Here is a 26,702-nt window from a genome sequence, read left to right as displayed (position 1 = left end):
AGTGGGCGTGGCGGTCTCGCGGCGGCCCTACGTGAAGGCGAGCTTGTACAGGCCGCCGGCTATCGCGGCGCCGGCCAGCGGGCCCAGCACCGGGATCCACGCGTAGCTCCAGTCCGAGCCGCCCTTGTTGGGCAGCGGCAGAAGGCTGTGCACGATACGCGGGCCGAGGTCGCGGAACGGGTTGATCGCGTACCCGGTGGGGCCGCCGAGCGACAGGCCGATACCGACGACGAGGAGCGCGGTGAGCAGGATGCCGGTGCCGTTGAGCGCGAGTCCGGTCGTCATGCCCTGGGTGAGGATGAAGAGCACCAGGACGGCGGTGCCGATGACCTCGGTGAGGAGGTTCTGCACCGGGTTCCGTATCTCGGGTCCGGTGGAGAAGACGCCGAGCACGGGTCCCGCGGGCTGCCCCTTGCGGTCGGTCTCCGGGCCCTCGGGGGAGGTCGTGCCCGCGCCGACGATCTCGGGGTCGGTCAAGTGCGCCTGGAACTGGCCCAGGTAGGCCACCCACACCAGGAAAGCGCCGATCATCGCGCCGAGCAACTGCCCCATCAGGTAGAAGGGCACGGTGTGCCACACACCGGTCTTGATCGCCACGCCGAGGGTGACCGCCGGGTTGAGCTGGCCGCCCGAGTAGCCGTTGGCGATGTAGGCGCCGCCGAGCACCGCGAATCCCCAGCCGAAGGAGATGGCGACCCAGCCCGCTCCCCGGGCCTTCGACTTCTTGAGCGTGACGGCGGCGCAGACGCCGCCACCGAGCAGGATGAGCACGGCGGTGCCGAAGGTCTCGCCGATGAAGATATGGCCGTTGGACACAGCGACTCCTTTGTCCAAGTGTCTTTACGTCAGGGCACGGGCGACCCGAATCGCGTCCGGCGTTCGACAATGTCGACCGTACAGCGAATATTTTCTCTCCGGGAGCGGCAGGTCAAGAGGAGTGGACGGTGAACCGCGGAAGAGGGCCGCGCGGGCGCGGCGTCGGGGGCCGGATACGGGCGGGGCGGATCAGAAGCGGGCGGCGCCCAGATCGCGGGAGACGGCGCGGGCGCAGTCCCGTACCGCCGCCACCAGCCGGGCCTGGATGCCGCCCTCGTCGCAGACCCGTTCCACGGCGCCGGTGATGCCCACCGCGCCCACCGGCATCCGCCGCCGGTCGTAGACGGGCGCCGCGACCGAGGCCACGCCCTCCCACGTCTCCTCCAGGTCGGCGGCCCAGCCGCGCGCCCTGGTGAGGTCCAGCAGCGCCTCGAAGTCGGTGATGTCGGTGACGGTGCGCGCGGTGAGCGTCGCCCGCTCGTGCTCGGTCACCTCGTTGTGCGCCACCGGGTCGAAGGCGGACAGCACCTTGCCGAGCGCGGTGCTGTGCAGCGGGTGCATCGCGCCCACCTCCAGCGCCTGGCGGCTGTCGTCCGGCCGGAAGACGTGGTGCACGATCAGCACGCCGTCCTGGTGCAGCACCCCGAGATACGCCGCCTCGCCGCTGGACCTGGCCAGGTCGTCGGTCCACACCAGCGCGCGGGCCCGCAATTCGTGCACGTCCAGATAGCTGTTGCCCAGCCGCAGCAGCTCCGCGCCGAGCTGGTACTTGCCGGAGACCGGCTCCTGTTCGACGAAGCCCTCCTGCTGGAGGGTGCGCAGGATGCCGTGCGCGGTGCCCTTGGCCAGGCCGAGCGACGAGGCCACGTCGGTGAGTCCCAGCCGGCGCTCACCGCCGGCCAGCAGCCGCAAAATCGCCGCCGCGCGTTCCAGTGACTGGATGGGACCTGGCATCGGCGGCACTCCAAGCAGAGGGGGGTGTCATGATCAGCGGTCGACAATGTCGACCGTCATCATCTCAGAGATGATTCTGGCACCACGGTCCGCCCATCGGAATGCCTTCGAGCCCGGACGGTGCGGCCCGCTAGGCTGGCCGGGTGCGCGTCCCGCCGCCCTCCGATCCGTCGGCCCCGACGGGGAACGCATAGCCGACAGCCGTCGCATCCCAGGGAGCACGTTCCATGGCCTCGCTTTCTCCGTCGTCCCCTACGTCTGGTACGTCCGGTTCCTCCCCATCGGGGACGAACGCGGCGCCGACGCGTACCTCCCCGACCGCGTCGCCGATGGACGCACCCCGCGCCGCCGCCCTCCGCGAGGCGCTCGCCTCCCGCGTGGTCGTCGCCGACGGCGCCATGGGCACCATGCTCCAGGCGCAGGAGCCGACGCTCGACGACTTCCAGCAGCTCGAAGGCTGCAACGAGATCCTGAACATCACCCGCCCCGACATCGTGCGCTCGGTCCACGAGGCGTACTTCTCGGTCGGCGTGGACTGCGTCGAGACCAACACCTTCGGCGCCAACCACTCCGCGCTCGGCGAGTACGACATCCCCGAGCGGATCCACGAACTGTCGCAGGCCGGCGCCCGCCTGGCCCGCGAGGTCGCCGACGGCTTCGCCGCCGACGGCCGCCCGCGCTGGGTGCTCGGCTCGATGGGCCCCGGCACCAAGCTGCCGACGCTCGGCCACGCCCCGTACGGCGTACTGCGCGACGGCTACGAGGCCAACGCGGCGGGGCTGATCGCGGGCGGCGCCGACGCGCTGATCATCGAGACCACCCAGGACCTGCTCCAGACCAAGGCGGCCGTGATCGCGGCCCACCGCGCGATGGCGTCGGCCGGGGTGAGCCTGCCGCTGATCTGTTCGGTGACCGTGGAGACCACCGGCACCATGCTGCTCGGCTCGGAGATCGGCGCGGCGCTCACCGCGCTCGAACCCCTCGGCATCGACATGATCGGCCTCAACTGCGCGACCGGACCCGCCGAGATGAGCGAGCACCTGCGCTATCTCGCCCGGCACTCGCGTATCCCGCTGTCCGCCATGCCCAACGCGGGCCTGCCGGTGCTCACCAAGGACGGCGCGCACTACCCGCTCACGGCCTCAGAACTGGCCGACGCGCACGAGACGTTCGCCCGCGAGTACGGCCTGTCCCTGGTCGGCGGCTGCTGCGGCACCACGCCCGAGCACCTGCGGCAGCTCGTGGAGCGGGTCGGCGGCCAGGACCTGCACCCGCGCAGGCCGCGCCCCGAGGCGGGCGCCGCCTCCCTCTACCAGACGGTCCCCTTCCGCCAGGACAGCTCGTACCTGGCGATCGGCGAGCGCACCAACGCCAACGGCTCCCGCAAGTTCCGCGACGCGATGCTGGAGGGCCGCTGGGAGGACTGCGTGGAGATGGCCCGCGACCAGATCCGCGAGGGCGCCCACCTGCTCGACCTGTGCGTGGACTACGTGGGCCGGGACGGCGTCGCCGACATGGCCGAGGTCGCCGGGCGCTTCGCCACCGCCTCCACCCTGCCGATCGTGCTCGACTCCACCGAGGTGGACGTCCTGCGGGCGGGACTGGAGAAGCTGGGCGGCCGGGCGGTGCTCAACTCCGTCAACTACGAGGACGGCGACGGCCCCGAGTCCCGGTTCGCCAAGGTGACCGCGCTCGCCCAAGAGCACGGCGCCGCGCTGATCGCGCTCACCATCGACGAGGAGGGCCAGGCCCGTACCGTCGAGAAGAAGGTCGGGATCGCCGAGCGGCTGATCGACGACCTGACCGGCAACTACGGCATCAACGAGTCGGACATCCTGATCGACTGTCTGACCTTCACCATCTGTACCGGCCAGGAGGAGTCCCGCAAGGACGGCGTCGCCACCGTCGAGGCGATCCGCGAGCTGAAGCGCCGCCACCCCGACGTGCAGACCACCCTCGGCCTGTCGAACATCTCCTTCGGCCTCAACCCGGCCGCGCGCGTGGTGCTCAACTCGGTCTTCCTCGACGAGTGCGTCAAGGCGGGCCTGGACTCGGCGATCGTGCACGCCTCCAAGATCCTGCCGATCGCCCGCATCCCCGAGGAGCAGCGCGAGGTCGCGCTCGACCTGATCCACGACCGGCGGCGCGAGGGCTACGACCCGCTGCAACGCCTGATGGAGCTGTTCGACGGCGTCGACAACAAGTCGCTGAAGGCCAGCCGCGCCGAGGAACTGCTGGCGCTGCCGCTGGACGAGCGGCTCCAGCGCCGGATCATCGACGGCGAGAAGAACGGCCTGTCCGCCGACCTGGACGAGGCGCTGGCCGAGCGGCCCGCCCTGGACATCGTCAACGAGACGCTGCTCGCCGGCATGAAGGTGGTCGGCGAGCTGTTCGGCTCGGGCCAGATGCAGCTTCCGTTCGTGCTCCAGTCCGCCGAGGTGATGAAGACCGCGGTGGCGTATCTGGAGCCGCACATGGAGAAGTCGGACGACGAGGGCAAGGGCACCATCGTGCTGGCCACCGTGCGCGGCGACGTCCACGACATCGGCAAGAACCTGGTCGACATCATCTTGTCCAACAACGGCTACAACGTCGTCAACCTCGGCATCAAGCAGCCGGTCTCGGCGATCCTGGACGCCGCGCAGGAGCACCGCGCCGATGTGATCGGCATGTCGGGCCTGCTGGTGAAGTCCACGGTGATCATGAAGGAGAACCTGGAGGAGCTGAACCAGCGCGGCCTGTCCGCCGACTTCCCGGTGATCCTCGGCGGCGCCGCCCTGACCCGCGCCTATGTGGAGCAGGACCTGCACGAGATCTACGAGGGCGAGGTCCGCTACGCCCGCGACGCGTTCGAGGGCCTGCGGCTGATGGACGCGCTGATCGGCGTCAAGCGCGGCGTGCCGGGCGCGGCGCTGCCGGAGCTGAAGCAGCGCCGGGTGCCCAAGCGCGAGCAGCCGGAGCCGGACGGACCGGACAAGGCGGTCAACCTCGGCCAGATCCGCTCCGACGTCGCGGTCGACAACCCCGTCCCCACCCCGCCGTTCTGGGGCAGCCGGGTCGTCAAGGGCATCCAGCTCGCCGACTACGCGTCCTGGCTGGACGAGGGCGCCCTGTTCAAGGGCCAGTGGGGCCTGAAGCAGGCCCGCTCGACCGGTCCGACGTACGAGGAGCTGGTGGAGTCCGAGGGCCGGCCCCGGCTGCGCGGGCTGCTGACCAGGATGCAGTCGGAGGGCCTGCTGGAGGCCGCCGTGACCTACGGCTACTTCCCGTGCGTGTCCAAGGGCGACGACCTGATCGTGCTGCGCGAGGACGGCACCGAGCGGACCCGCTTCACCTTCCCCCGCCAGCGCAGGGGGCGGCAGCTCTGCCTCGCGGACTTCTTCCGGCCCGAGGAGTCCGGAGAGACCGACGTGGTGGGCTTCCAGGTCGTCACCGTCGGCAACCGGGTCTCCGAGGCGGCCAACGAGCTGTTCGCGACCGACTCCTACCGGGACTACCTGGAGCTGCACGGCCTGTCCGTGCAGCTCGCGGAGGCACTCGCGGAGTACTGGCACGCGCGGGTCCGCTCGGAGCTGGGCTTCGCCGGTGAGGACCCGGACGAGGTCGAGGACATGTTCGCGCTGAAGTACCGCGGCGCGCGCTTCTCGCTGGGCTACGGGGCCTGCCCCGACCTGGAGGACCGGGCGAAGATCGCGGACCTGCTGGAGCCGGGCAGGATCGGCGTGGAGCTGTCGGAGGAGTTCCAGCTGCACCCCGAGCAGTCCACCGACGCGATCATCATTCACCACCCGGAGGCCAAGTACTTCAACGCGCGTTGAGCGCGGCTCACCAGCGAGTCGTACACTTGACGGTCCGGCACAGGCCGGTCGCCTTCCCGTCCGCGGGACGCGGCGACCGGCCTTTGTGTCCCCCGGAAACGGGACGGGCCGGCCCGACCGGCACCGGGAACCGCGCGAGCCGAGGAGTGGGGCGTATGACCAGCAGCATCCCTGTCGCCGACACCCGTATGGCGCAAGGCCCCGCCCTCCAGGCGGTGCTCCTCGACATGGACGGCACCTTGGTGGACACCGAGGGCATCTGGTGGGCGGCGGAGAGTGAGGTCTTCGCGGACCTCGGGCACGTGCTGGACGAGGCGCACCGCGAGGTGGTGATCGGCGGCCCGATGGCCCGCAGCGTGGGGCACCTGATCACCGCCACCGGCGCGGACGCGACGCTGGCCGAGCTGATGCTGGCGGTCAACATCCGCTTCGAGAAGCTGATCGCCCGGGGCGCGCCGCTGATGCCCGGCGCCCGCAGGCTGCTCACCGAGCTGGCCGCGTACGGCGTCCCGACCGCCTTGGTGTCCGCCTCGCACCGGCGGACCATCGATGTGATGCTGCGCACGCTGGGCGCGGAGAACTTCGCCTTCACCGTCGCGGGGGACGAGGTGAGCCGCACCAAGCCGCACCCCGAGCCGTATCTGACCGCCGCCGCCCGGCTGGGCGCGGACCCGGCCGCCTGTGTGGTCGTCGAGGACACCCTGACCGGTGTGGCGTCCGCCGAGGCGGCGGGCTGCCGGGTGGTCGCGGTGCCCTCGCTGGTGCCCGTCGAGGCCGCTCCAGGGCGTACGGTCGTCGGCTCGCTCGAAGAGCTGAGCGTGCCTTTCCTGCGCGCTTTGAATGCGCGCGTTCACTGAGCGTATTTGCTGAATAGGAACCGTCCAGAGGCGTCTCACAGGTCGGAATCCGGCTCCTGGTGATCTATGTCACGCGCGGGGAGGTCGACACCGCGCTGTCCTGCCTGGATGAGATCCGCAGATCGGGACGTGCGGCGCGGCCGAATGTCCGCAATGTTCCGACCGGGGAGGGATCGTACCGCCGTCCGTTTATCGGTGCCCCGAGCCCCGTTATCGGTATGTAATTCCGCCTCAACTTCGCCGTGCTCTAGCGGAGTAGGTCCCTCCGGCTAGTGTCCCTGCTGGTCAATGCCGAATCGAACGACCGGCATTTGAGCAAGGGGATTCACTGGATGTCACGTAACAAGCGTGTCGTCGCCGCAGCCGCCGTGGCCTTCCTGGCCGTCGGTGCGTCCGCGTGTGGTGGCAAGAAGGACAACTCGTCGGCCGGTGGCGGAAAAGGCGCCGTGATCGTCGGAACCATCGACTCGGTGTCGTCACTCGACCCCGCGGGAGCGTACGACTACGGCTCCTGGGAGGTCATCGACAGCGTCTACCAGAAGGTCATGCACTTCCCGACCGGCGGCACCACGCCGGAACCGGACGCGGCCAAGTCGTGCGCCTTCACCGACCCGAAGACGTACGCCTGCACGCTCCAGCCGGGGCTGGTGTTCTCCAACGGCGACAAGCTCACCGCCGCGTCGGTGAAGTTCTCGTTCGACCGCATGGTCGGCATCGCGGCGCCCAACGGCCCGTCCAGCCTGCTCGCCAGCCTGGACAGCACCGAGGCCAAGGGCGACGACCAGGTGGTCTTCCACCTGAAGAACGCCGACTCGACCTTCCCCTCGGTGCTCGCCACCGACGCGGGCGCGATCGTCGACGAGAAGACCTTCCCGAAGGACAAGCTCCTCGACGGCTCGAAGATTATCGGCTCGGGTCCGTACACGCTGGACAAGTACACGCCCAAGCAGCAGGCGTCGTTCCTGGCCAGCAAGACCTACAAGGGCCCGGCCAAGCTCAACAACGGCCAGTTCGTGCTCCAGTACTTCTCCGAGGCGTCCGCGCTCAAGCAGGCCGTCAAGGACGGCACGGTCAACGCGGCCTTCCGCACCCTGTCGCCCACCGACACCGCGGACCTGAAGAAGACCTCCGGCATCCAGGTGCTCGACGGCACCGGCACCGAGAAGCGCTACCTGGTCTTCGACGCCAAGGTGAAGCCGTCCGACCAGAAGGCGGTCCGCCAGGCCGTCGCCCAGGTCATCGACCGCGAGGGCATCGCCAAGGACGCCTACGACGGCACCGTGGCCCCGCTCTACTCCATGGTCGGCAACGGCATCCAGGGCCACACCGAGGCCTTCAAGGACAAGTACGGCGCCCCGGACGAGGCCAAGGCCGCCGCGATACTCAAGGACGCGGGCATCACCGCCCCCGTCGACATCGCGTACGCCTGGACCCCCAGCCACTACGGCGCCGCGGCGGCCGACGAGGCCACCGCGATCAAGCGGCAACTGGAGGCCACCGGCCTGTTCAAGGTGAAGCTCAGCTCCACCGAGTGGCAGCAGTACCAGAAGGACGAGAAGTCCGACACGTACGCCTCGTACATGATCGGCTGGTTCCCCGACCTGCCGGACGCCGACAACGACGTCTCGCCGTTCCTGGGCAAGCAGCCCTTCCTCGGCACCGGCTACGACAACCCGGAGATCCAGCAGCTCCTGGTCAAGGAGCAGGGCACCGACGACGCCAAGGTGCGCGACCAGGCGTTCGCCGACATCCAGAAGATCGTCGCCGACGACGTCCCGATCATCCCGCTCTGGCAGGGCAAGCAGACCGTGGTCATCCGTGACGGCGTGACCGGCGCCGACAAGGCGCTCGACCCGACGATGTTCCGGTTCTACGAGCTCGGCTCCAAGTGACGGACGGCCGGTCCGCGGGGGTGACGCCCCCGCGGACCGGCCGCCGCGGCTGTTCGCCAGCCCGCACCCCAGCCCGTACCTGAGCCGTACCTGAGCCTGTTCTGTTCCTGAAGAAAGACACACTCAGTTGAGCAACACGAGCAAGCAGTCCGGGTCGCTGCGCCGCTACGTCCTCACCAGGATCGCGCTCGCCGTGCCCATGGTCCTCATCCTGCTGGTCCTGGTCTTCGTCATGATGCGGGTGGCGCCGGGCGACCCCATCTCGGCCTCGCAGGGCGGCAAGCTGAGCGCGGCCGAACTCGCCGCCAGACGCCACGCGGCGGGCTTCGACGCCCCCATCTACCAGCAGTTCTGGGACTACCTGAAGTCCGTCGGCACCCTGAACTTCGGCACCACGTTCTCCGACCGCCGCAGCGTGCGGGACATCATCGTCGAGAACGGCGGCGCCACCCTCACCCTCACCGCGGGCGCCCTGGTCTTCGCCGCCGTCATCGGCATCCCCGTCGGCCTGCTCGCGGGCCGCTACCGGGACCGCGCGGTCGACGTCACCAGCCGGCTCTTCAGCACCGTCAGCTACGCCGCGCCCGTCTTCGTCACCGCGCCGCTGCTGATGCTCGCCTTCGGCTCCACCTCCGGTCAGGCCTCCCCGCTGGTGCAGCTCAACGTGCCCACCCAGACGCACATCCTCATCGTGGACGCGGTGCTGGCCGGCGACTGGGACGCGGTCGGCGACATCACCCAGCACCTGATCCTGCCGTCGGTCTGCCTCGGCCTGCTCGTGGTCGGCGTCTTCATCCGGATGATCAGGATCAACCTCATCCAGTCGCTCCAGGGCGACTACATCGAGGCCGCCCGCGCCCGCGGCGTCAAGGAACGCCACGTCGTGGCGCGGCACGGCTTCCGCAACGCCCTGGTGCCGGTGATCACGGTCCTCGGCCTCCAGGTCGCCATGCTGCTCGGCGGCGCGGTGCTCACCGAACAGATCTTCAACTGGCCCGGCATCGGCCGCCAGTTGATCGACTACATCAACCAGCGCGACTACGTCGCCGTCCAGGGCATCGTCACCGTCTTCGCCCTGGTCGTCGTCGTGATCAGCATGCTGATCGACTTCGTGAACGCGCTGATCGACCCGAGGGTGCGGTACTGATGGCCCAGACAACCCCCATGCCCCCCGGCCCGGCCACCGAGGCCCCGCAGGCACAGCTGCCCGCCCCCAGGTCGACCCGCTTCGGCGGCCTGCGGCGGATCTGGGCGGCGATCCGCGAGGCCCGCGGCGTACCGCGGTTCATGCTCTGGGCCGGCGCCCTGATCTCCGCGCTCTTCGTGATCATGGCCGTCTTCGGCCCGCTGATCGCGCCGTACGACTTCGACACGTACCAGTCCGGCGGCACCCGCTTCCCCAAGCAGGGCGCGCCCGACGGCGACCACTGGTTCGGCACCACCGTGCAGAGCCTCGACGTGCTCTCGCGCACCATCTACGGCGCCCGCACCGCGCTGGAGGTGATGGTGCTCGCCGTGGTGTTCTCGCTGATCATCGGCGTCCTGCTGGGCCTGCTCTCCGGCTACTTCGGCGGCTGGCTCGACCGCATCCTGGTGCTCGTGATGGACGCGCTCTTCGCGTTCCCCTACCTGCTGCTGGCGATCGTCGCCGGATTCGTCTTCGCCGGGATCGCGGGCGGCAGCATCATCACCGCCGCCCTGTCGATCACCGTGGTCTACATCCCGCAGTACTTCCGGGTGGTCCGCGCCTCCGCGCTCTCCGCCCGCGAGGCGACCTTCGTCGAGGCCGCCCGCGCGATGGGCGCCAAACCGTCCGTCGTCATCCGCAAGTACCTCTTCGGCAACGTCATCCAGTCGGTGCCCGTCATCACCACGATGAACGCCGCCGACGCCATCGCCACGCTGGCCGGCCTCGGCTTCCTGGGCCTGGGCATCCAGCCCACCGACGCCGCCGAGTGGGGCTACGACCTCTCCCGCGCCATCGACGACGTCAACGCGGGCATGTGGTGGACCTGCCTCTACCCGGGCCTGGCCATGGTCATCGCGATCCTCGGCTTCACCCTGCTCGGCGAGGGACTCAACGACGTCCTCAACCCGACCATGCGCCGCCGCCGGATCTCCAAGGTGCTGCTCCCGCCGCACACCCGCCGCCGCACCGTCATCACCCCCGAAGGGACGGCCGCCAAGTGACCACCGTGACCGAACCCGTCCCCGCCGGGCTCGCACCCGCCGGACCCGTCCTGTCCGTACGCGACCTGCGCGTCTGGTACGGCACCGACCGCGGCCCGGTCCGCGCCGTGGACGGCGTCAGCTTCGACGTACGCCCCGGCGAGACCCTCGGCCTGGTCGGCGAGTCCGGCTGCGGCAAGTCCACCCTCGGCCGCGGCGTCCTCGGCCTCACCCCGGCCGCCGCCGCGGTCGACGGCGAGGTCGTGCTGAACAGCGAGGGCGGCGCGGGCCGCAACCTCACCGAACTGTCCGACCGCGAGATCCAGAAGCTGCGCGGCCCGGAACTCGGCCTGATCTTCCAGGAGCCGATGACCCGGCTCAACCCCCTCATGCGGATCTCCCAGCACTTCGAGGAGGCCCTGCGCACCCACCACAAGGACCTCCCCAAGCGCGAGGTGAAGGCGCGCGCCCTGGAGGCGCTGCGCGGCATGGGCATCCCCGAGAGCCGCTACGAGAACTACCCGCACGAGTTCTCCGGCGGCATGCGGCAGCGCATCATGATCGCGCTCGCGCTGGTGCTGCGGCCCGCGTTCATCGTCGCCGACGAGCCCACCACGGCCCTCGACGTCCTGGTCGAGGCGCAGATCATCAAGATCCTCGCCGACCTCAGGAAGAACTTCGACACCTCACTGGTGCTGATCACGCACAATCTCGGTATCGTCGCCGAAGCGTGCGACCGCGTCGCGGTGATGTACGCCGGCCACATCGTCGAACAGGGCGATGCCCGCGCGGTGTTCGCCGACCCGCAGCACCCGTACACCAAGGAACTGCTCCGCTCGACCATCTCCCTGTCCACCACGGGACTGCACTACATCCCCGGCAGCCCGCCGGATCTGGTGCGACCGCCGGAAGGCTGCCGGTTCCATCCGCGCTGTCCGGTGGCGATGGCGGGATGCGCGACGGCGGAGCCGCCCGAGGTGACGCTGCCTTCCGGCGTGCGCAGCGCCTGCTGGCACCAGGCCATCGAGGCCGATCCCTCGCTGGCCGACGAGTTGGGAACGGGCGGGCGCGAGCCGCTCGCCGCGGTGAAGGAGATCAGCGTTGCTGACGAAGCCTGATGTGATGCCCTCCGGCGGCGCCGCCGGGGACGGCGCGGAGGCGCTCGTCGAGGTCGACGACCTCGAAGTCCACTTCGGCCTGCGCGGCAGCCTGCTGGGACGCTTCGGCGGCCGGGCGGCCGGCGCGGTCAAGGCCGTCGACGGCGTGAGCCTCACCCTGCGCAAGGGCGAGGTGCTCGGCCTGGTCGGCGAGTCCGGCTCGGGCAAGACCACCCTCGGCCGCACCCTGATCGGCCTGAACAAGGCCACCGGCGGCTCCATCCGCTACCGCGGCCAGGAGATCGGCGGCCTCGGCGAACGCGCGCTGCGCCCCCTGCGCCGCAAGCTCCAGATGGTCTTCCAGGACCCGCACGCCTCCCTCAACCCGGCGATGGACATCCGCACGGCCGTCGGCCACCCGCTGCGCATCCACCGACTCGTCGACAGCGAGCAGGAGTACGACGCCAGGGTCACCGACGCGCTGGAGCGCGTCGGCCTCACCCCGCCCGAGCGCTACCTCTCCAAGTTCCCCGCCGACCTGTCCGGCGGCCAGAAGCAGCGCGCCGTACTGGCCCGCGCGATCATCGCCGAGCCGGAACTGCTGGTCGCCGACGAACCCATCTCGATGCTCGACATGAGCGTCCGCGCCAAGATCCTCCAGCTCATGCTGGACCTCAAGCGCGACCTGGACCTCACGTACGTCTACGTCACCCACGACCTGGCGAGCGCGAAGTTCTTCTGTGACACCATCGCCATCATGTATCTCGGCCGGATAGTCGAGTACGGCCCGACCGCACAGGTCTTCGCCGACCCGCAGCACCCCTACACCAAGGCCCTGCTCGCGGCCATCCCGGAGCCCGACCCGCGGCTGGCCGTGGAGCGCGAACTGCCGCGCGGCGAGATCCCGGACGCCGCCGCACCGCCCCTGGGCTGCGCCTTTCACCCGCGCTGCCCGGTCGCGGTCGCCGAGTGCGGCTGGGAGGCCCGCGACCTGCGCGCCCTGCTGGAACGCCGCTGGCTGGAGTTGCCCCCGCAGGACAGCACCGCGGAGAAGGCGCTGTTCGCGGACCTCGATTCACTGTCCGCTCCAGGGCTCGGCCACGTATCGATCGCCCCCGGAAGAAGCCACACGGCCGAGGATGTGCTGGAATACCTCCGGCGTCTGCGCGAGGAAGCATCGGCGGCCGAACCGCGTGAGCCCTTCTGGCGCGGAGTGGTCACGATGCGTGCCGAAAGCGGCCGGGTCGTGGTGGAGTTCGCCCCGCCACGCGATCCGCGCCTCAACCTGATTCCGAAGACCGGCGTGCAAGTCGCCTGCCACCTGCACCAGCACGCCGCGAGCGCCCAGGGAACATGAGCGGGAACAAGAGGAGAACGACGACGATGAACCGCAAGCTTCTGGTGCTGCCCGCCCTGCTGGGCGTCATGACACCCCTGATCGCTGGGTGCGGCGGTACCGGCGGGGGGAGCGGCGACAGCGGCAAAGCCATCGTCGTCGGCACCACGGACAGTATCGAGCTGACCAAGGACAACCCGGCCCCCCTCGACCCGGCGACCTCCTACGACAGCGCGACCTGGAACATCTTCTACAACACGTTCCAGATGCTGCTCACCTACCCGCGCGGCAGCACCACCCCGACCCCGGACGCGGCGAAGGAGTGCCACTACAACGACACGTCCGGGCTGACGTACACCTGCACGATGCGCGACGGCCAGAAGTTCTCCAACGGCCACGACCTCACGGCGGAGGACGTCAAGTTCTCCATCGAGCGCATGCAGAAGATCAACTACAAGGTCGGCCCGGCGTCCCTCATATCGGACGTGAAGTCCGTCGAGGCGCCCGACTCCAAGACCGTGATCTTCCACCTGAAGGCCGCCGACGCCACCTTCCCGGCCAAGCTCGCCACCCCGGCCGCCGCGATCGTCGACAGCCGGGTCTACGAGATGGACAAGCCGTACACCGGCTTCAAGCTGGTCGGCTCGGGACCGTACACGCTGGACTCCTTCGTCCAGGCCAAGCAGGGCGTGTTCTCCAAGAACTCGCACTACGGCGGCATCCTCAAGCTCAACAACAGCAAGGTCGACCTGAAGCTGTTCGCCGACTCCAAGAAGATGGAGGCGGCGCTCAAGGCCGGCAGCATCGACGTGATGTCGCGCACGCTGAACCCGGACCAGATCAACAACCTGCTCCAGAGCACCGACCCGAACGTGAAGCTGACCGAGGCCCCCGGCGGCGAGGCGCGCTACCTGTTCCTCAACACCGACTCGCCGAACCTCAAGGATGTCGCGGTCCGGCAGGCCATGGCATGGGTCCTGGACCGCCAGGCGATCACCCGTGACGTCTACAAGCGCACCGCCGAGCCGCTGTACTCGGTCGTGCCGCAGGGCATCACCGGTCACATCAACTCGTTCTTCAACAAGTACCAGGTGCCGAGCGTCAGCAACGCCAAGTCGCTGCTGCACCACGCGGGCATCGACGACAAGGTCGAGCTGACCATCAACTACCGCCGTGACACCGGCGGCACGATGAACCAGCCGGAGGCCGAGGAGATCGCCCGGCAGCTCAACGCCAGCGGCCTGTTCACCGTCACGGCCAAGAGCGAGCAGTGGAACGCCTTCCTGTCCAAGGCGTCCTCCCGCGCCTACCAGATCTTCGCGATCAGTTGGCTCCCGGACTTCCCGGACCCCGACAACTACATCGCGCCGTTCTTCGACAAGGACAACTTCCTGAACCTGCCGTACAAGAACAAGCAGATCCAGGACCAGATCCTGCCCGCCACCCGCAAGCAGGCCGAACGCAGCACCGCCAGCGCCGACTTCGCGACCGCGCAGAACCTCATCGCGCAGGACGTGCCGATGCTGCCGCTGTGGCAGGGCAAGCAGTACATCGCGTCGCGCCCCGACATCACCGGTGTCGAGTGGGCGCTCAACTCCTCGACCACCACGCAGTTCTGGGAGCTGGGCCGCGGCGTCTCCGGCTGACCCGGAGACCGGCCGTCCGGTGACGGCGCGACGACGAAAGCGGCCGGCCGCGGTCCCGAACCTCAGGGACCGCGGCCGGCCGCTTCGCGCGTGTCGTACGCCCGCGGGGGACGTCAGCCCGCGCCGGGGCGCACCAGCCCGCTCTCGTACGCGTAGACCGCCGCCTGGACGCGGTCGCGCAGCGCCAGCTTGGTCAGCACATGGCCGACATGGGTCTTGACGGTCGTCTCGCTGACGAACAGCTCGGCGGCGATCTCCGCGTTCGACAACCCCCGGGCCACCAGCTTCAGCACCTCGACCTCGCGCTCGGTCAGCGAGTGCAGCGGCTGCGGCACCGCGTCCTCACCGGACGGCAGCCGGCCCGCGTACTTGTCCAGCAGCCGCCGCGTGATGCTCGGCGCGAGCATCGCCTCACCGGCCGCGACCACCCGGATCGCCTGCACCAGCTCGGCGGCGGGCGCGTCCTTGAGCAGAAAACCGCTGGCCCCCGCCCGCAGCGCCTCCACCACGTACTCGTCGAGGTCGAAGGTGGTCAGCACCAGCACCTTGGCCGGGCCCGACCGGTCGGGCCCGGTGATCTGCCGGGTCGCCTCCACCCCGTCCATCCGGGGCATCCGGATGTCCATCAGGACCACATCGGGCTGCAACGCCCGCACCTGGTCAAGGGCCTGCTGGCCGTCCCCGGCCTCGCCGACCACGACGAGATCGCCCTCGGCCTCCAGGATCATCCGGAAACCGGTACGCAACAGGGGCTGATCGTCCACCAGCAGGACGCGAATAGCCACGGGTTCTCCTTCGCCTTCGCTAGATCGGGCCATTCTCGCCCACGAGAGGCAGCGCACCCGCTATTTCCGCCAGGGGATAGGGCGGGGGAGTCCCCCCGAACTCGGGACAGAACGCCTGGTGGTCGCACCAGCCGCACAGCGGCGTACGGCGCGGGCGCCAGTCCCCGCTGGCCGTCGCCTCCCTGATCGCCTCCCACAGGGCCTGCAACTTGCGCTCGGTGGCCCGCAGATCGCCCTCGGTCGGGTCGTACGTCAGCACGTCCCCGCTGCCCAGGTAGACGAGCTGGAGGCGGCGCGGCACCACACCGCGCAGCCGCCACAGCACCAGCGCGTAGAACTTCATCTGGAACAGCGGCTCGTCCGCGTACTCCGGGCGCGGCGCCTTGCCCGTCTTGTAATCCACCACCCGCAGGTCGCCGCTGGCCGGTGCCACGTCCAGCCGGTCCACGTATCCGCGCAGCGTCAGCCCGGACTCCAGCACCGTCTCCACGTACAGCTCGCGCTCGGCGGGCTCCAGACGCGTCGGGTCCTCCAGGGTGAACCAGCGGTCCACCAGCCGCTCGGCGCTCTCCAGCCACTGCGCCAGCGCCCCCGCGTCCACCGCGTCGTCCGCCGCCCGGAACAGCGACGCCAGCTCGGGGCGGGCCGCCAGCAGCTTCCGCCACTCGCCCGGCACCATCGCCCGGGCCCGCTCGGCCGTACGCTCGGCGGCAGGGGCGTCGAAGAGCCGTTCGAGCACGGCGTGCACCACGGTGCCCCGGGTGGCGGCCTCGCTCGGCTGCTCGGGCAGCCGGTCGATCACCCGCAGCCGGTACAGCAGCGGGCAGCGCATGAAGTCCGCCGCGCGCGACGGGGACAGCGACGACGGAGGTCGCGGCGGGATGCTCTCGGTGCTGGTGCCCATGGCAGACGACCCTACGGCCTGCCACCGACAGTGCGGGTGTCCCGCCCGGAACAGCGGGGCAATAGCATGGCTGCGGAGCCCGTCGTCCCGCATGATCGACTCAGGGTCCGTATCCGAACGAGGGGAACCAGTGAGCGAGAGCGGCCGGCCGCCGTCCAAGAACACCAACATCCCGGGCCGGGACGGCGGCAGCGACAAGCCGCCGCGCGAGCCCGGAGGCGGCATCCTCATGGGCCGCTTCTACGGTGTCCCGATCTACGTCGCCCCGAGCTGGTTCCTGGTCGCCGCCCTGATCACCTGGGTCTTCGGCGGCCAGCTGGAAACCGTGCTGCCCGAGCTGGGCCGCATCCGCTACCTGGTCTCGCTCTTCTTCGCGGTCGCCTTCTACGCCTCCGTGCTCATCCACGAACTGGCCCACACCGTCGCCGCGCTCCGCTTCCGGCTCCCCGTACGGCGGATCCAGCTCCAGTTCTTCGGCGGCGTCTCCGAGATCGAGAAGGAGTCGGAGACACCGGGCCGCGAATTCGTGCTCGCCTTCGTCGGCCCGCTGCTCTCGCTGGTCCTGGCCGGGGTCTTCTTCGGCGGCATGCAGTTCGTGGAGTCCGGCACCGTCCCCGGAGTGCTGCTCGCCGGACTCATGGTCAGCAATCTGATCGTGGCCATCTTCAACTTCCTGCCCGGCCTGCCGCTGGACGGCGGCCGGATGCTGCGCGCCGTGGTCTGGAAGATCAGCGGCAAGCCGATGACCGGCACCGTCGCCGCCGCCTGGGTCGGCCGGGGCCTGGCCATCGCCGTACTGATCGGCCTGCCCCTGCTGTCGTACGCGGGCGGCCTGCGCAACAACGGCGACGGCAGCGGCGCGGACTCGCTCACCGACGCCCTGCTCGCCGCGATCCTGGCCGCCATCATCTGGACCGGCGCGGGCAACAGCCTGCGCATGGCCAGGCTGCGCGAGCGGCTGCCGGGACTGCGCGCCCGCACCCTCACCCGCAGGGCCGTGCCCGTCGCCTCCGACACCCCGCTGTCCGAGGCGCTGCGCCGGGCCAACGAGGCGGGAGCGCGCGCCCTGGTCGTCGTGGACGGCGCGGGAGCCGCGACCGCGCTGGTCCGCGAGTCCGCGATCGTCAACATCCCCGAGCACCGCCGCCCCTGGGTCGCCGTCAGCGGCCTCGCCCAGGACCTCACCCCCGGCATGCGCGTCTCGGCCGAGCTGTCGGGCGAGGAGCTGCTCGACGCCCTGCGGGCCGCCCCCTCCACGGAGTACCTGGTGGTCGAGCCCACCGGCGAGATCTACGGCGTCCTGTCCACCGTGGACGTCGAACGCGCCTTCCTCTCGGCGATGTCCCGGCCCGACGCGTGAACAGGCCGACGCGTGATCGGGCCACGTCGGCGGCCCTGGTGAACGGGCGGCCGGAAGCCGCGTGAACAGGCGGCCGTAAAACAGCCGGTAGGGTGGTCTTATGTCCGAACCGACCGGTGCCGCCCGCCGACGCGGGCCCTTCAAAGTCGGGGACCAGGTCCAGCTCACCGACCCCAAGGGACGCCACTACACCTTCACGCTCGAAGCCGGAAAGCAGTTCCACACCCACAAGGGCGCTTTCCCGCACGACGAGCTGATCGGTGCTCCCGAGGGCAGTGTTGTCCGAACCACGGGAAACGTCGCCTACCTCGCGCTGCGCCCCCTGCTCCCCGACTACGTCCTGTCCATGCCCCGCGGCGCCGCCGTGGTCTACCCCAAGGACGCGGGGCAGATCCTGGCGATGGCCGACATCTTCGCCGGCGCCCGGGTCGTCGAGGCGGGCGTGGGCTCCGGCTCGCTGAGCAGCTTCCTGCTGCGGGCGATCGGCGACCACGGCATGCTGCACAGTTACGAGCGCCGCGCCGACTTCGCCGAGATCGCCACCCAGAACGTGGAGCGCTACTTCGGCGGCCCGCACCCCGCCTGGCAGCTCACCGTCGGCGACCTCCAGGACCACCTCTCGGACACCGACGTGGACCGGGTCATCCTGGACATGCTGGCGCCCTGGGAGTGCCTGGAGCCGGTCGCCAAGGCCCTGGTCCCCGGCGGCATCCTGTGCGCGTACGTGGCCACCACCACGCAGCTCGCCCGTACCGTGGAGGCCATCCGCGAGCACGGCACCTTCAACGAGCCCGCGGCCTGGGAGACCATGGTCCGCACCTGGCACGTCGAGGGACTGGCCGTCCGCCCCGACCACCGGATGATCGGACACACCGGCTTCCTGCTCACCGCCCGCCGCCTCGCGGACGGCGTGGAGCCCCCGCTGCGCCGCCGCAGGCCCGCCAAGGGCGCCTACGGCGAGGACTACACCGGACCCGGCAGCGCGAGCGGCGGCTCCGCCCCGGCCGACGCCGCCTCGTAGCGCCACCCGGTCAACAGCGCCGTTTCGGCCAACTTCATCCGGCCGCCGCCGGTTTGCCCTCCGATGGGCACCGGCGGCGGCTTTTTCGCGGTCCGATTCTCCGGGTCCGTGCCCCTTTCCCCGAACCGCACGCGCGGTACCACGGGCAACTGCCGCCCCGCCGTTCCCCCCTGGTGTGACGTATGGCACCATGCTGGCCACCCCCGCCGTTCGACCCCAGGAGACAGGCGAGTGCAGCCGTCCGCAGGCCCGGCCCTCCCGCACACCCGCACCCGCACGGTGCACTGGATCACCACGGCCGCCGCGCTCGGTGCCATCGTGGCCGCGGGGGCCCTCGTACAGCCCGCGGACGCCTCATCGGGCGACGCCAAGGCGCCCGCCACCCCGGTGGCCGCGCCGGACCCCCAGGCGGTCACGTACCCGCTGGACTGCGCGGGCGCCCCGGTGGAGGTCCTGAACCACGTGTCCGGCGACCTGGACGGCGACGGGCGGCCCGAGACGGTCGTCGTGGTGCGCTGCCGGGCCGACACCGGCACCCCGCCCAGCGGCGTCTTCGTCCTCGCCGCGCCCGCCACCGCGGGCGGGCGTCCGACGATCGCCGAGACCCTGGTCAGGCCCGCCGACAAGCGGTCCGTCACCGGTTTCCGGCTCCAGGGCCGCACCGTACGGGCCACCGTGCTCGGCTATTCGAGCGACACCACGCCGCGCTGCTGCCCCGACCTGAAGCGGGACTACTCCTGGGAGTGGCGCGACGGCCGCTACGTGGCGCTGCCCGGCCCGGCGAACAACAGCATCTGACCGCGGGCGGCCGTCCGGCCGCACGGGCCCGGCGCCCGCCGCCGGCCGCCCGTCCGGCTCAGTCGGCGTCCGGGCCGTACACCTCGACCCGGTCCGCCGCGCGCCGCACGTGAATGCAGTCGCCCGGGCACTCCTTGGCCGAGTCCACCACATCCCGCAACAGCGGCAGCGGTACGGGTACGGTGGCACCAGGTGTCTGGAGCAGCTCGGCTTCCTCACCCTCCGGAGCCGGACCCTTCACATAGGCCAGCCCGTCGATGTCCAGCTCGAAAATCTCGGGCGCGTACTGCACGCAGATCCCGTCACCGGTGCAGAGGTCCTGGTCGATCCAGACCTCGAGTGCTTCGGCCGTCTCGTTGCCCACGGAAACCCTCGCCTGCCGTTCGTCGTTCAGGAAGCATCGGAAACTCATCAGCAACACCATCAGGAAGCAACAGCCTTCGCAGGGTGTTGACCGGATCGACGATACAACCGGCGGCTTTCCGATGGTGATCGGCGGGTCTCGGTGGGTATCTCACTGGCGGAGGGACGTACGCAAGGGTGAAGATCGGACACACCGCGATCGTCTTTTTGATCTAGGGGTTTACACCCCTACCGGCCCAGGTAGGGTCTGGAAACGTCCAGCTCCCCTTGGAGGAGGTGAGGACCGTGGCGGCCCACGACGACGACTACAACCGTGGCGGCCGACCCGCTCGTGGTTCGGAAGACCCCATGAGCCAGGTCGCCTTTCTTGAGCAGGAGATCGCCGTCCTGCGACGCAAGCTCGCCGATTCTCCGCGGCACACGAGGATTCTCGAGGAGCGGATCGTCGAGCTGCAGACCAACCTGGCAGGTGTGTCCGCGCAGAACGAACGGCTGGCGAACACCCTCCGGGAGGCCCGCGACCAGATCGTGGCCCTCAAGGAGGAAGTCGACCGGCTCGCGCAGCCACCTGCCGGCTTCGGCGTATTCCTTCAGGCGAATGACGACGGCACGGCCGACATCTTCACCGGCGGGCGCAAGCTCCGGGTGAACGTCAGCCCGGCCGTCGACCTCGAAGACCTCAGGCGCGGACAGGAGCTGATGCTCAACGAAGCGCTCAATGTGGTCGAGGCGATGGAGTTCGAGCGCGTCGGCGACATCGTCACCCTCAAGGAGGTCCTGGAGGACGGCGAGCGCGCCCTGGTGATCGGACACACCGACGAGGAGCGGGTGGTACGGCTCGCCGAACCTCTCCTCGACGGCGCCCTGCGGACCGGCGACGCCCTGCTGCTGGAACCGCGCTCCGGCTATGTCTACGAACGGGTCCCCAAGAGCGAGGTCGAAGAGCTCGTCCTCGAAGAGGTGCCCGACATCGACTACCGCCAGATCGGCGGACTCGGCGGCCAGATCGAGCAGATCCGCGACGCGGTGGAGCTGCCCTATCTGCACGCCGAACTCTTCAAGGAGTACGAACTGCGCCCGCCCAAGGGCGTGCTGCTCTACGGCCCTCCCGGCTGCGGAAAGACCCTCATCGCGAAGGCGGTCGCCAACTCGCTGGCGAAGAAGGTCGCCGAGGTCACCGGGCAGCCGCAGGGCAAGAGCTACTTCCTCAACATCAAGGGTCCCGAGCTGCTGAACAAGTACGTCGGCGAGACCGAGCGGCAGATCCGCCTGGTCTTCCAGCGTGCGCGGGAGAAGGCGAGCGAGGGCACCCCCGTCATCGTCTTCTTCGACGAGATGGAATCCCTCTTCCGCACCCGCGGATCCGGTGTCAGCTCGGACGTGGAGAACACCATCGTCCCGCAGCTCCTCGCCGAGATCGACGGTGTGGAGGGCCTGGAGAACGTCATCGTCATCGGCGCGTCCAACCGTGAGGACATGATCGACCCCGCGATCCTGCGGCCCGGCCGCCTGGACGTGAAGATCAAGATCGAGCGTCCCGACGCCGAAGCGGCCAAGGACATCTTCTCGAAGTACCTGGTCGACACCCTGCCGCTGCACACCGAGGACCTCTCGGAGCACGGCGGATCCAAGGCGGGCACCGTGGACGCCATGATCCAGTCGGTGGTCGAGCGGATGTACTCCGAGACGGAGGAGAACCGCTTCCTGGAGGTCACCTACGCCAACGGGGACAAGGAAGTCCTCTACTTCAAGGACTTCAACTCCGGAGCGATGATCCAGAACATCGTCGACCGGGCCAAGAAGATGGCGATCAAGGACTTCCTCGACCACGACCAGCGCGGCCTGCGCGTCTCCCACCTGCTCGCCGCCTGTGTGGACGAGTTCAAGGAGAACGAGGACCTGCCCAATACCACCAACCCCGACGACTGGGCCCGTATCTCCGGCAAGAAGGGCGAGCGGATCGTCTTCATCCGCACCCTGGTGACCGGAAAGCAGGGCGCGGACACCGGACGCTCCATCGACACCGTGGCGAACACGGGACAGTATCTGTAAGCACTACCCTCCGGCTGCGGGTCCCCACAGCGGGTACCCGCAGCCGGTGTGTTTCCGGCTCAGCACGGGCCGGAGCCGGGCAAGGAGGGCCGCATGACCGTACGGCGAGTAATGGGCATCGAGACGGAGTACGGCATCTCGGTCCCCGGCCACCCCAACGCCAATGCCATGCTCACCTCGTCCCAGATCGTCAACGCCTACGCGGCGGCGATGCACCGGGCCAGGCGGGCCCGCTGGGATTTCGAGGAGGAGAACCCGCTGCGGGACGCCCGGGGCTTCGACCTCGCCCGGGACTCGGCCGACTCCACGCAGCTCACCGACGAGGACATCGGCCTGGCCAATGTGATCCTCACCAATGGCGCGCGGCTGTACGTCGACCACGCGCACCCCGAGTACTCCTCGCCCGAGATCACCAATCCGCGGGACGCGGTGCTGTGGGACAAGGCGGGCGAGCGCATCATGGCCGAGGCGGCGCTGCGGGCGGCGCAGCTCCCCGGCGCGCAGCCGATCCACCTCTACAAGAACAACACCGACAACAAGGGCGCGTCCTACGGCACGCACGAGAACTACCTGATGAAGCGGGAGACCCCGTTCTCGGACATCGTGCGGCACCTGACGCCCTTCTTCGTCTCCCGCCAGGTCGTGACCGGCGCGGGCCGGGTCGGCATCGGCCAGGACGGCCGTGAGGACGGCTTCCAGATCAGCCAGCGCGCCGACTACTTCGAGGTCGAGGTGGGCCTGGAGACCACCCTCAAGCGCCCGATCATCAACACCCGCGACGAACCGCACTCCGACGCCGAGAAGTACCGCAGGCTCCATGTGATCATCGGCGACGCGAACCTCTCCGAGATCTCGACCTACCTCAAGCTGGGCACCACCGCGCTGGTGCTCTCCATGATCGAGGACTCCTTCATCAAGGTGGACCTGGCCGTCGACCAGCCGGTCCGCACCCTGCACGAGGTCTCCCACGACCCCGCACTGCGACAGCTCGTCACGCTGCGTAACGGCCGGACGCTGACCGCGGTACAGCTCCAGATGGAGTATTTCGAGCTGGCCCGCAAATACGTCGAGGAGCGCTACGGCGTCGACGCGGACCCGCAGACCCGCGATGTGCTGGCCCGCTGGGAGGACGTGCTCAACCGGCTGGAGAACGACCCGATGAGCCTGTCGGGCGAGCTGGACTGGATCGCCAAGCGCGAGCTGCTGGAGGGCTACCGGCGCCGCGACAACCTGGGCTGGGACGCCGCCAGGCTGCACCTGGTCGACCTCCAGTACGCCGACGTACGCCCCGACAAGGGCCTCTACAACCGGCTGGTGGAGCGCGGCCGCATGCGGCGGCTGCTGGACGAGCCCGATGTCGTCAGGGCCGCCACCAAGCCGCCCGAGGACACCAGGGCGTACTTCCGCGGGCGCTGTCTCGAACAGTACGCGGACGACGTCGCCGCCGCCTCCTGGGACTCGGTGATCTTCGATCTGCCCGGCCGGGACTCGCTCCAGCGGGTTCCCACACTGGAGCCGCTGCGGGGCACCCGCAAGCACGTGAAGGAGCTGCTGGACCGCTGTCGCACGGCGGAGGACCTGGTACGGATCCTTTCCGGCGGCTGATCCGCGGCTGAAACGGTCCAGAACCGGGAAACAACCCAGTGGCACTCGTACGTTGACGTAATCGAGCGCTGATGTCGGGCCCTGCTTGTAGGGTCTGATCTTGTAGGCAGTCAACCGAGCGCACGGAATAGCGGGGTGAGGGACATGGCTACCAAGGACACCGACGGCGGACAGCAGAAGGCGACGCGTTCCACGGAGGAGGTCGAGGAGGTCCAGCAGGACGCCCAGGCGGCCGACGACCTCAAGGAGCGCCAGGAGAAGCTCTCCGACGACGTGGACTCGGTGCTGGACGAGATCGACGACGTACTCGAGGAGAACGCCGAGGACTTCGTGCGTTCCTTCGTGCAGAAGGGCGGCGAGTAGGTGGCAGCCGGCACGTATGGCACCGGACGGCTCCCGGCGGCGTTCCTGACGCCGGGATCCTCCTCCTTCCTGGACTTCCTGGGCGACCACTCGCCGGAGCTGCTGCCGGGCAACCGGTCGCTCCCGCCGGTCAAGGGCGCCGTCGAACTCCCGCACGGCACCACCATCGTGGCCGCCACCTTCAGCGGCGGGGTCATCCTCGCCGGTGACCGGCGGGCCACGATGGGCAATGTCATCGCCCAGCGCGACATCGAGAAGGTCTTCCCCGCCGACGAGTTCTCGGCGGTCGGCATCGCGGGCACCGCGGGCCTCGCGGTGGAGATGGTCAAGCTCTTCCAACTGGAGCTGGAGCACTACGAGAAGATCGAAGGGGCGACGCTGTCCCTGGAGGGCAAGGCCAACCGGCTGTCCACCATGATCCGCGGCAACCTCGGCATGGCGCTCCAAGGGCTGGCCGTCGTCCCGCTCTTCGCCGGATACGACACCGAGCGCGAGAAGGGCCGCATCTTCTCGTACGACGTGACCGGCGGCCGCAGCGAGGACGTGGGCTTCACCGCGACCGGCTCCGGCTCGGTCTACGCCCGCAGCTCGCTGAAGAAGCTCTACCGCAGCGACCTCACCGAGCGTCAGTTGGCCACCGCCGTCATCCAGGCGCTCTACGACGCCGCGGACGACGACTCGGCCACCGGCGGCCCCGACATCACCCGGCGGATCTACCCGATCGTCGCGGTGATCACCGAAGAGGGCTTCCGCAGGCTCAGCGAGGCCGAGGTCTCCGAGATCGCCCGCGCCGTGCTGGACGGACGTCTGGAGCACCCCGACGGCCCGCGGGCCGAAGTGCTCTGAGAGCCGGTCAGTTGAGAACCGGTCAAGCGACGCATCCCTCAGAGCCGACAGCAGAAAGGCACGGTTAGCCGGTGTCCACGCCCTTTTACGTTTCACCTCAGCAGGCCATGGCCGACCGCGCCGAGTACGCCCGCAAGGGCATCGCGCGTGGCCGCAGCGTCGTCGTGCTCCAGTACACCGACGGCATCGTCTTCGTCGCCGAGAACCCGTCCCGCGCACTCCACAAGGTCAGCGAGATCTACGACCGGATCGCCTTCGCGGCGGTCGGCAAGTACAACGAGTTCGAGAATCTGCGGATCGGCGGCGTGCGCTACGCCGATCTGCGCGGATACACCTACGACCGCGAGGACGTGACGGCCCGTGGGCTGGCCAACGTCTACGCGCAGACCCTGGGCACCATCTTCTCCAGCGTGGGGGAGAAGCCCTACGAGGTCGAGCTGATCGTCGCGGAGGTCGGCTCGGCGCCCGAGGACGACCAGATCTACCGGCTGCCGCACGACGGGTCGATCGTCGACGAGCACGGCGCGGTCGCGGTCGGCGGCAACTCCGACCAGATCGGCAGCTACCTCGACCAGCGGCACCGCGACGGCATGACGCTCGCCGAGGCGCTGGCGCTGGCCGTCGAATCCCTCGGCCGCGACAACAACGGCAGCGACCGCCAGCTCACCGCCGAGCAGTTGGAGGTCGCCGTCCTCGACCGCACCCGCCCCCAGCAGCGCAAGTTCAAGCGCATCCTCGGCCGCCAGCTCTCCCGCCTGCTGGAGACCGAGTCCGCCTCGACGGCCACCACGGACGACCCCTCGGACGAGGAGGAGTAGCGCCCCGCACGGGCGCCGCCCGCCCCCCCCGCGGGGGGCGGGCGGTGACCTGGCGAGGGGTCAGGCCGGCGGCGGGGCCGAGGAGCCGCGGACGACGAGTTCGACGGGGAGTTCCACCGGCCCGACGGAGCCCCCGTCGAGAAGGCTGAGCAGCGCGGTCATACCGCGGTCCCCGACCGCCTCGGCGGGCAGCCGCACGCTGGTCAGCTCGGGATCGAGCGCGGTGGCCAACGCCAGATCGTCGAAGCCGGTGACGGACAGGTCCGCGGGCACCCGGAGCCCCAGGCTCCTGGCGGCCTTGCACGCCCCCGCGGCCAGGATGTCGTCGTCGCACAGCAGGGCGGTGGGCCGGGGGCCCGGCCCGCGCAGAGCGCGCAGGGCGGCGGAGCGACCGGAGTCCACGTCCAGGGAGCAGCGCTCGGAGGTGAGTTCCGCTCCGGGAACCGCGGCCAGCTCGGCCGCGACCGTCCGCGTGCGCTCGTGGAACGTCCAACTGTCGATGTCGGCCGCGACATGGGCGATCCGCCGGTGCCCGAGCGCGACGAGGTGGCGCACCACCTGCCGGAATCCGTCGCCGACCGCCAGGTCGACCGTGGGGGGACCGCCCGGCGCCGCCGGACCGCTGTCCAGCATCACCAGCGGCAGTTCACCGCCGCCGATGCCGGTCAGGGCGTCCGCGGCCATCGAGGAGGCGATGACCCCGTCGATGGCCGCCCGGGCGGAGCCGAAGGGGTCGCGGGCCGGTCCGACGCCGTCGGGTGACGGGTAGAGCACCACGCCGAAGCCGTGCTCGGCGGCGACCAGCGCCGCCCCCGTGTAGACGCGGGCGAAGTACTCGTTGGTGAGCGCGGGCACCACCATCAGGGCCGTCCGGGTGCGGCCGAGCCGCAGATTGCGGGCGGCGAGATTCGGCCGGTAGCCGAGCCGCCCCGCCGCGTCCCGCACGGCGTGCGCCGTCCGCTCCGACACCCGGCCGTGCCACTTCCCGCCGAGCACGAGCGAGACCGTCGCCTGCGACACTCCGGCCGCCCGCGCGACGTCACGAGAGGTCGGCCGCGTACTCCCCGTCAACCTTCCGCACCCTTCCCGTTCGCTCCTGCGGGTGGACCCGCCGACTGCCGACATGGTACGTATGACCGTAGACGTTATACGTAACACGTGAGCGGTCGCGGCCTTCGGGTCGCGGTGCGGGTCGCGGCCCG

At 69.9% G+C, this 26,702-nt stretch carries 22 protein-coding genes; 16 read left to right on the top strand and 6 right to left on the bottom strand.

Annotated features, from left to right (window positions below; genetic code table 11):
• Window positions 1-27: 27 nt before the first annotated feature.
• Both ACZ4EF_RS07890 and ACZ4EF_RS07885 read right to left on the bottom strand, forming a co-directional pair.
• The gene (locus ACZ4EF_RS07890; RefSeq protein ID WP_391161063.1) at window positions 28-816 is read right to left on the bottom strand and encodes an MIP/aquaporin family protein; all 789 of its coding nucleotides are present in this window, start codon (window positions 814-816) and stop codon (window positions 28-30) included.
• 189 nt (window positions 817-1,005) lie between these two features.
• Entirely contained in the window at window positions 1,006-1,770 is a 765-nt protein-coding gene (locus ACZ4EF_RS07885; protein WP_355333031.1) for an IclR family transcriptional regulator, read from the bottom strand.
• Window positions 1,771-2,099: 329 nt separating this feature from the next.
• Between ACZ4EF_RS07885 and metH the strand changes: the two genes are divergently transcribed.
• The 8 genes from metH (at window position 2,100) to ACZ4EF_RS07845 (ending at window position 14,585) form a co-directional block, all read left to right on the top strand.
• Window positions 2,100-5,588 (top strand): methionine synthase, encoded by a 3,489-nt coding sequence (gene metH / locus ACZ4EF_RS07880; protein ID WP_355333029.1) that lies wholly within the window; start codon window positions 2,100-2,102, stop codon window positions 5,586-5,588.
• A gap of 155 nt (window positions 5,589-5,743) precedes the next feature.
• Window positions 5,744-6,445: an HAD family hydrolase gene (locus ACZ4EF_RS07875; protein ID WP_467503325.1), complete on the top strand. Its 702-nt coding sequence runs from the start codon at window positions 5,744-5,746 to the stop codon at window positions 6,443-6,445.
• A 332-nt stretch (window positions 6,446-6,777) separates the two neighbouring features.
• Window positions 6,778-8,337: an ABC transporter substrate-binding protein gene (locus tag ACZ4EF_RS07870; RefSeq protein WP_467503323.1), complete on the top strand. Its 1,560-nt coding sequence runs from the start codon at window positions 6,778-6,780 to the stop codon at window positions 8,335-8,337.
• Between the two features lie 127 nt (window positions 8,338-8,464).
• Window positions 8,465-9,484, top strand: coding sequence for an ABC transporter permease (locus ACZ4EF_RS07865; RefSeq protein WP_355333022.1), 1,020 nt, complete (start codon window positions 8,465-8,467; stop codon window positions 9,482-9,484).
• Entirely contained in the window at window positions 9,484-10,527 is a 1,044-nt protein-coding gene (locus ACZ4EF_RS07860) for an ABC transporter permease (RefSeq protein ID WP_467503321.1), read from the top strand. Before ACZ4EF_RS07865 ends, ACZ4EF_RS07860 begins: the two co-directional genes overlap by 1 nt.
• Window positions 10,524-11,624, top strand: a complete 1,101-nt coding sequence (locus ACZ4EF_RS07855; protein WP_467503320.1) for an ABC transporter ATP-binding protein — start codon at window positions 10,524-10,526, stop codon at window positions 11,622-11,624. The genes ACZ4EF_RS07860 and ACZ4EF_RS07855 overlap by 4 nt, the downstream gene beginning before the upstream one ends.
• Complete coding sequence (locus ACZ4EF_RS07850) at window positions 11,608-12,960, top strand: oligopeptide/dipeptide ABC transporter ATP-binding protein (RefSeq protein WP_401721140.1); 1,353 nt, start codon at window positions 11,608-11,610, stop codon at window positions 12,958-12,960. The genes ACZ4EF_RS07855 and ACZ4EF_RS07850 overlap by 17 nt, the downstream gene beginning before the upstream one ends.
• A 26-nt stretch (window positions 12,961-12,986) precedes the next feature.
• Window positions 12,987-14,585, top strand: a complete 1,599-nt coding sequence (locus ACZ4EF_RS07845) for an ABC transporter substrate-binding protein (RefSeq protein ID WP_355333012.1) — start codon at window positions 12,987-12,989, stop codon at window positions 14,583-14,585.
• A gap of 113 nt (window positions 14,586-14,698) precedes the next feature.
• Here the strand turns inward: ACZ4EF_RS07845 and ACZ4EF_RS07840 are convergent, their stop codons facing one another.
• Together ACZ4EF_RS07840 and ACZ4EF_RS07835 are read right to left on the bottom strand one after the other, a co-directional pair.
• Window positions 14,699-15,370, bottom strand: coding sequence for a response regulator (locus ACZ4EF_RS07840; protein ID WP_188282977.1), 672 nt, complete (start codon window positions 15,368-15,370; stop codon window positions 14,699-14,701).
• Window positions 15,371-15,389: 19 nt separating this feature from the next.
• Window positions 15,390-16,274 carry a RecB family exonuclease gene (locus tag ACZ4EF_RS07835; protein WP_355333010.1) on the bottom strand — a complete coding sequence of 295 codons (885 nt, stop codon included), beginning with the start codon at window positions 16,272-16,274 and terminating at the stop codon, window positions 15,390-15,392.
• A 91-nt stretch (window positions 16,275-16,365) separates the two neighbouring features.
• On the opposite strand from ACZ4EF_RS07835, the gene ACZ4EF_RS07830 reads away from it, so the two are divergent.
• The 3 genes from ACZ4EF_RS07830 to ACZ4EF_RS07820 all read left to right on the top strand — a co-directional run bounded on the left by ACZ4EF_RS07830 (window position 16,366) and on the right by ACZ4EF_RS07820 (window position 19,453).
• Window positions 16,366-17,634 (top strand): site-2 protease family protein, encoded by a 1,269-nt coding sequence (locus tag ACZ4EF_RS07830; protein ID WP_391161052.1) that lies wholly within the window; start codon window positions 16,366-16,368, stop codon window positions 17,632-17,634.
• Between the two features lie 100 nt (window positions 17,635-17,734).
• Window positions 17,735-18,655: a tRNA (adenine-N1)-methyltransferase gene (locus ACZ4EF_RS07825; RefSeq protein ID WP_355333006.1), complete on the top strand. Its 921-nt coding sequence runs from the start codon at window positions 17,735-17,737 to the stop codon at window positions 18,653-18,655.
• 231 nt (window positions 18,656-18,886) lie between these two features.
• A complete protein-coding gene (locus tag ACZ4EF_RS07820; protein ID WP_401857685.1) occupies window positions 18,887-19,453 on the top strand; it encodes a hypothetical protein in 567 nt (188 codons plus the stop codon).
• A 58-nt stretch (window positions 19,454-19,511) separates the two neighbouring features.
• Here ACZ4EF_RS07820 and ACZ4EF_RS07815 read toward each other — a convergent pair whose 3' ends face one another.
• Complete coding sequence (locus ACZ4EF_RS07815) at window positions 19,512-19,865, bottom strand: ferredoxin (protein ID WP_355333001.1); 354 nt, start codon at window positions 19,863-19,865, stop codon at window positions 19,512-19,514.
• A gap of 236 nt (window positions 19,866-20,101) precedes the next feature.
• Here ACZ4EF_RS07815 and arc point away from each other — a divergent pair, with 236 nt between their 5' ends.
• The 5 genes from arc (at window position 20,102) to prcA (ending at window position 25,500) form a co-directional block, all read left to right on the top strand.
• Window positions 20,102-21,868 carry a proteasome ATPase gene (gene arc / locus ACZ4EF_RS07810; RefSeq protein ID WP_355332999.1) on the top strand — a complete coding sequence of 589 codons (1,767 nt, stop codon included), beginning with the start codon at window positions 20,102-20,104 and terminating at the stop codon, window positions 21,866-21,868.
• A gap of 93 nt (window positions 21,869-21,961) precedes the next feature.
• The gene (gene dop / locus ACZ4EF_RS07805) at window positions 21,962-23,473 is read left to right on the top strand and encodes a depupylase/deamidase Dop (protein WP_355332996.1); all 1,512 of its coding nucleotides are present in this window, start codon (window positions 21,962-21,964) and stop codon (window positions 23,471-23,473) included.
• 144 nt (window positions 23,474-23,617) lie between these two features.
• On the top strand, window positions 23,618-23,836 hold the full coding sequence (locus ACZ4EF_RS07800) for a ubiquitin-like protein Pup (protein WP_188282985.1): 219 nt from the start codon (window positions 23,618-23,620) through the stop codon (window positions 23,834-23,836).
• Window positions 23,837-24,682: a proteasome subunit beta gene (prcB, locus tag ACZ4EF_RS07795; RefSeq protein WP_355332993.1), complete on the top strand. Its 846-nt coding sequence runs from the start codon at window positions 23,837-23,839 to the stop codon at window positions 24,680-24,682. It abuts the gene before it with no gap.
• A 71-nt stretch (window positions 24,683-24,753) separates the two neighbouring features.
• Window positions 24,754-25,500: a proteasome subunit alpha gene (gene prcA, locus ACZ4EF_RS07790; protein WP_188282987.1), complete on the top strand. Its 747-nt coding sequence runs from the start codon at window positions 24,754-24,756 to the stop codon at window positions 25,498-25,500.
• Window positions 25,501-25,560: 60 nt separating this feature from the next.
• Here the strand turns inward: prcA and ACZ4EF_RS07785 are convergent, their stop codons facing one another.
• A complete protein-coding gene (locus tag ACZ4EF_RS07785) occupies window positions 25,561-26,625 on the bottom strand; it encodes a LacI family DNA-binding transcriptional regulator (protein ID WP_391046236.1) in 1,065 nt (354 codons plus the stop codon).
• Window positions 26,626-26,702 lie beyond the last annotated feature (77 nt).

Source organism: Streptomyces sp. NPDC025721 (assembly GCF_055558595.1).
This window is presented reverse-complemented; position numbering and strand designations above follow the sequence as displayed.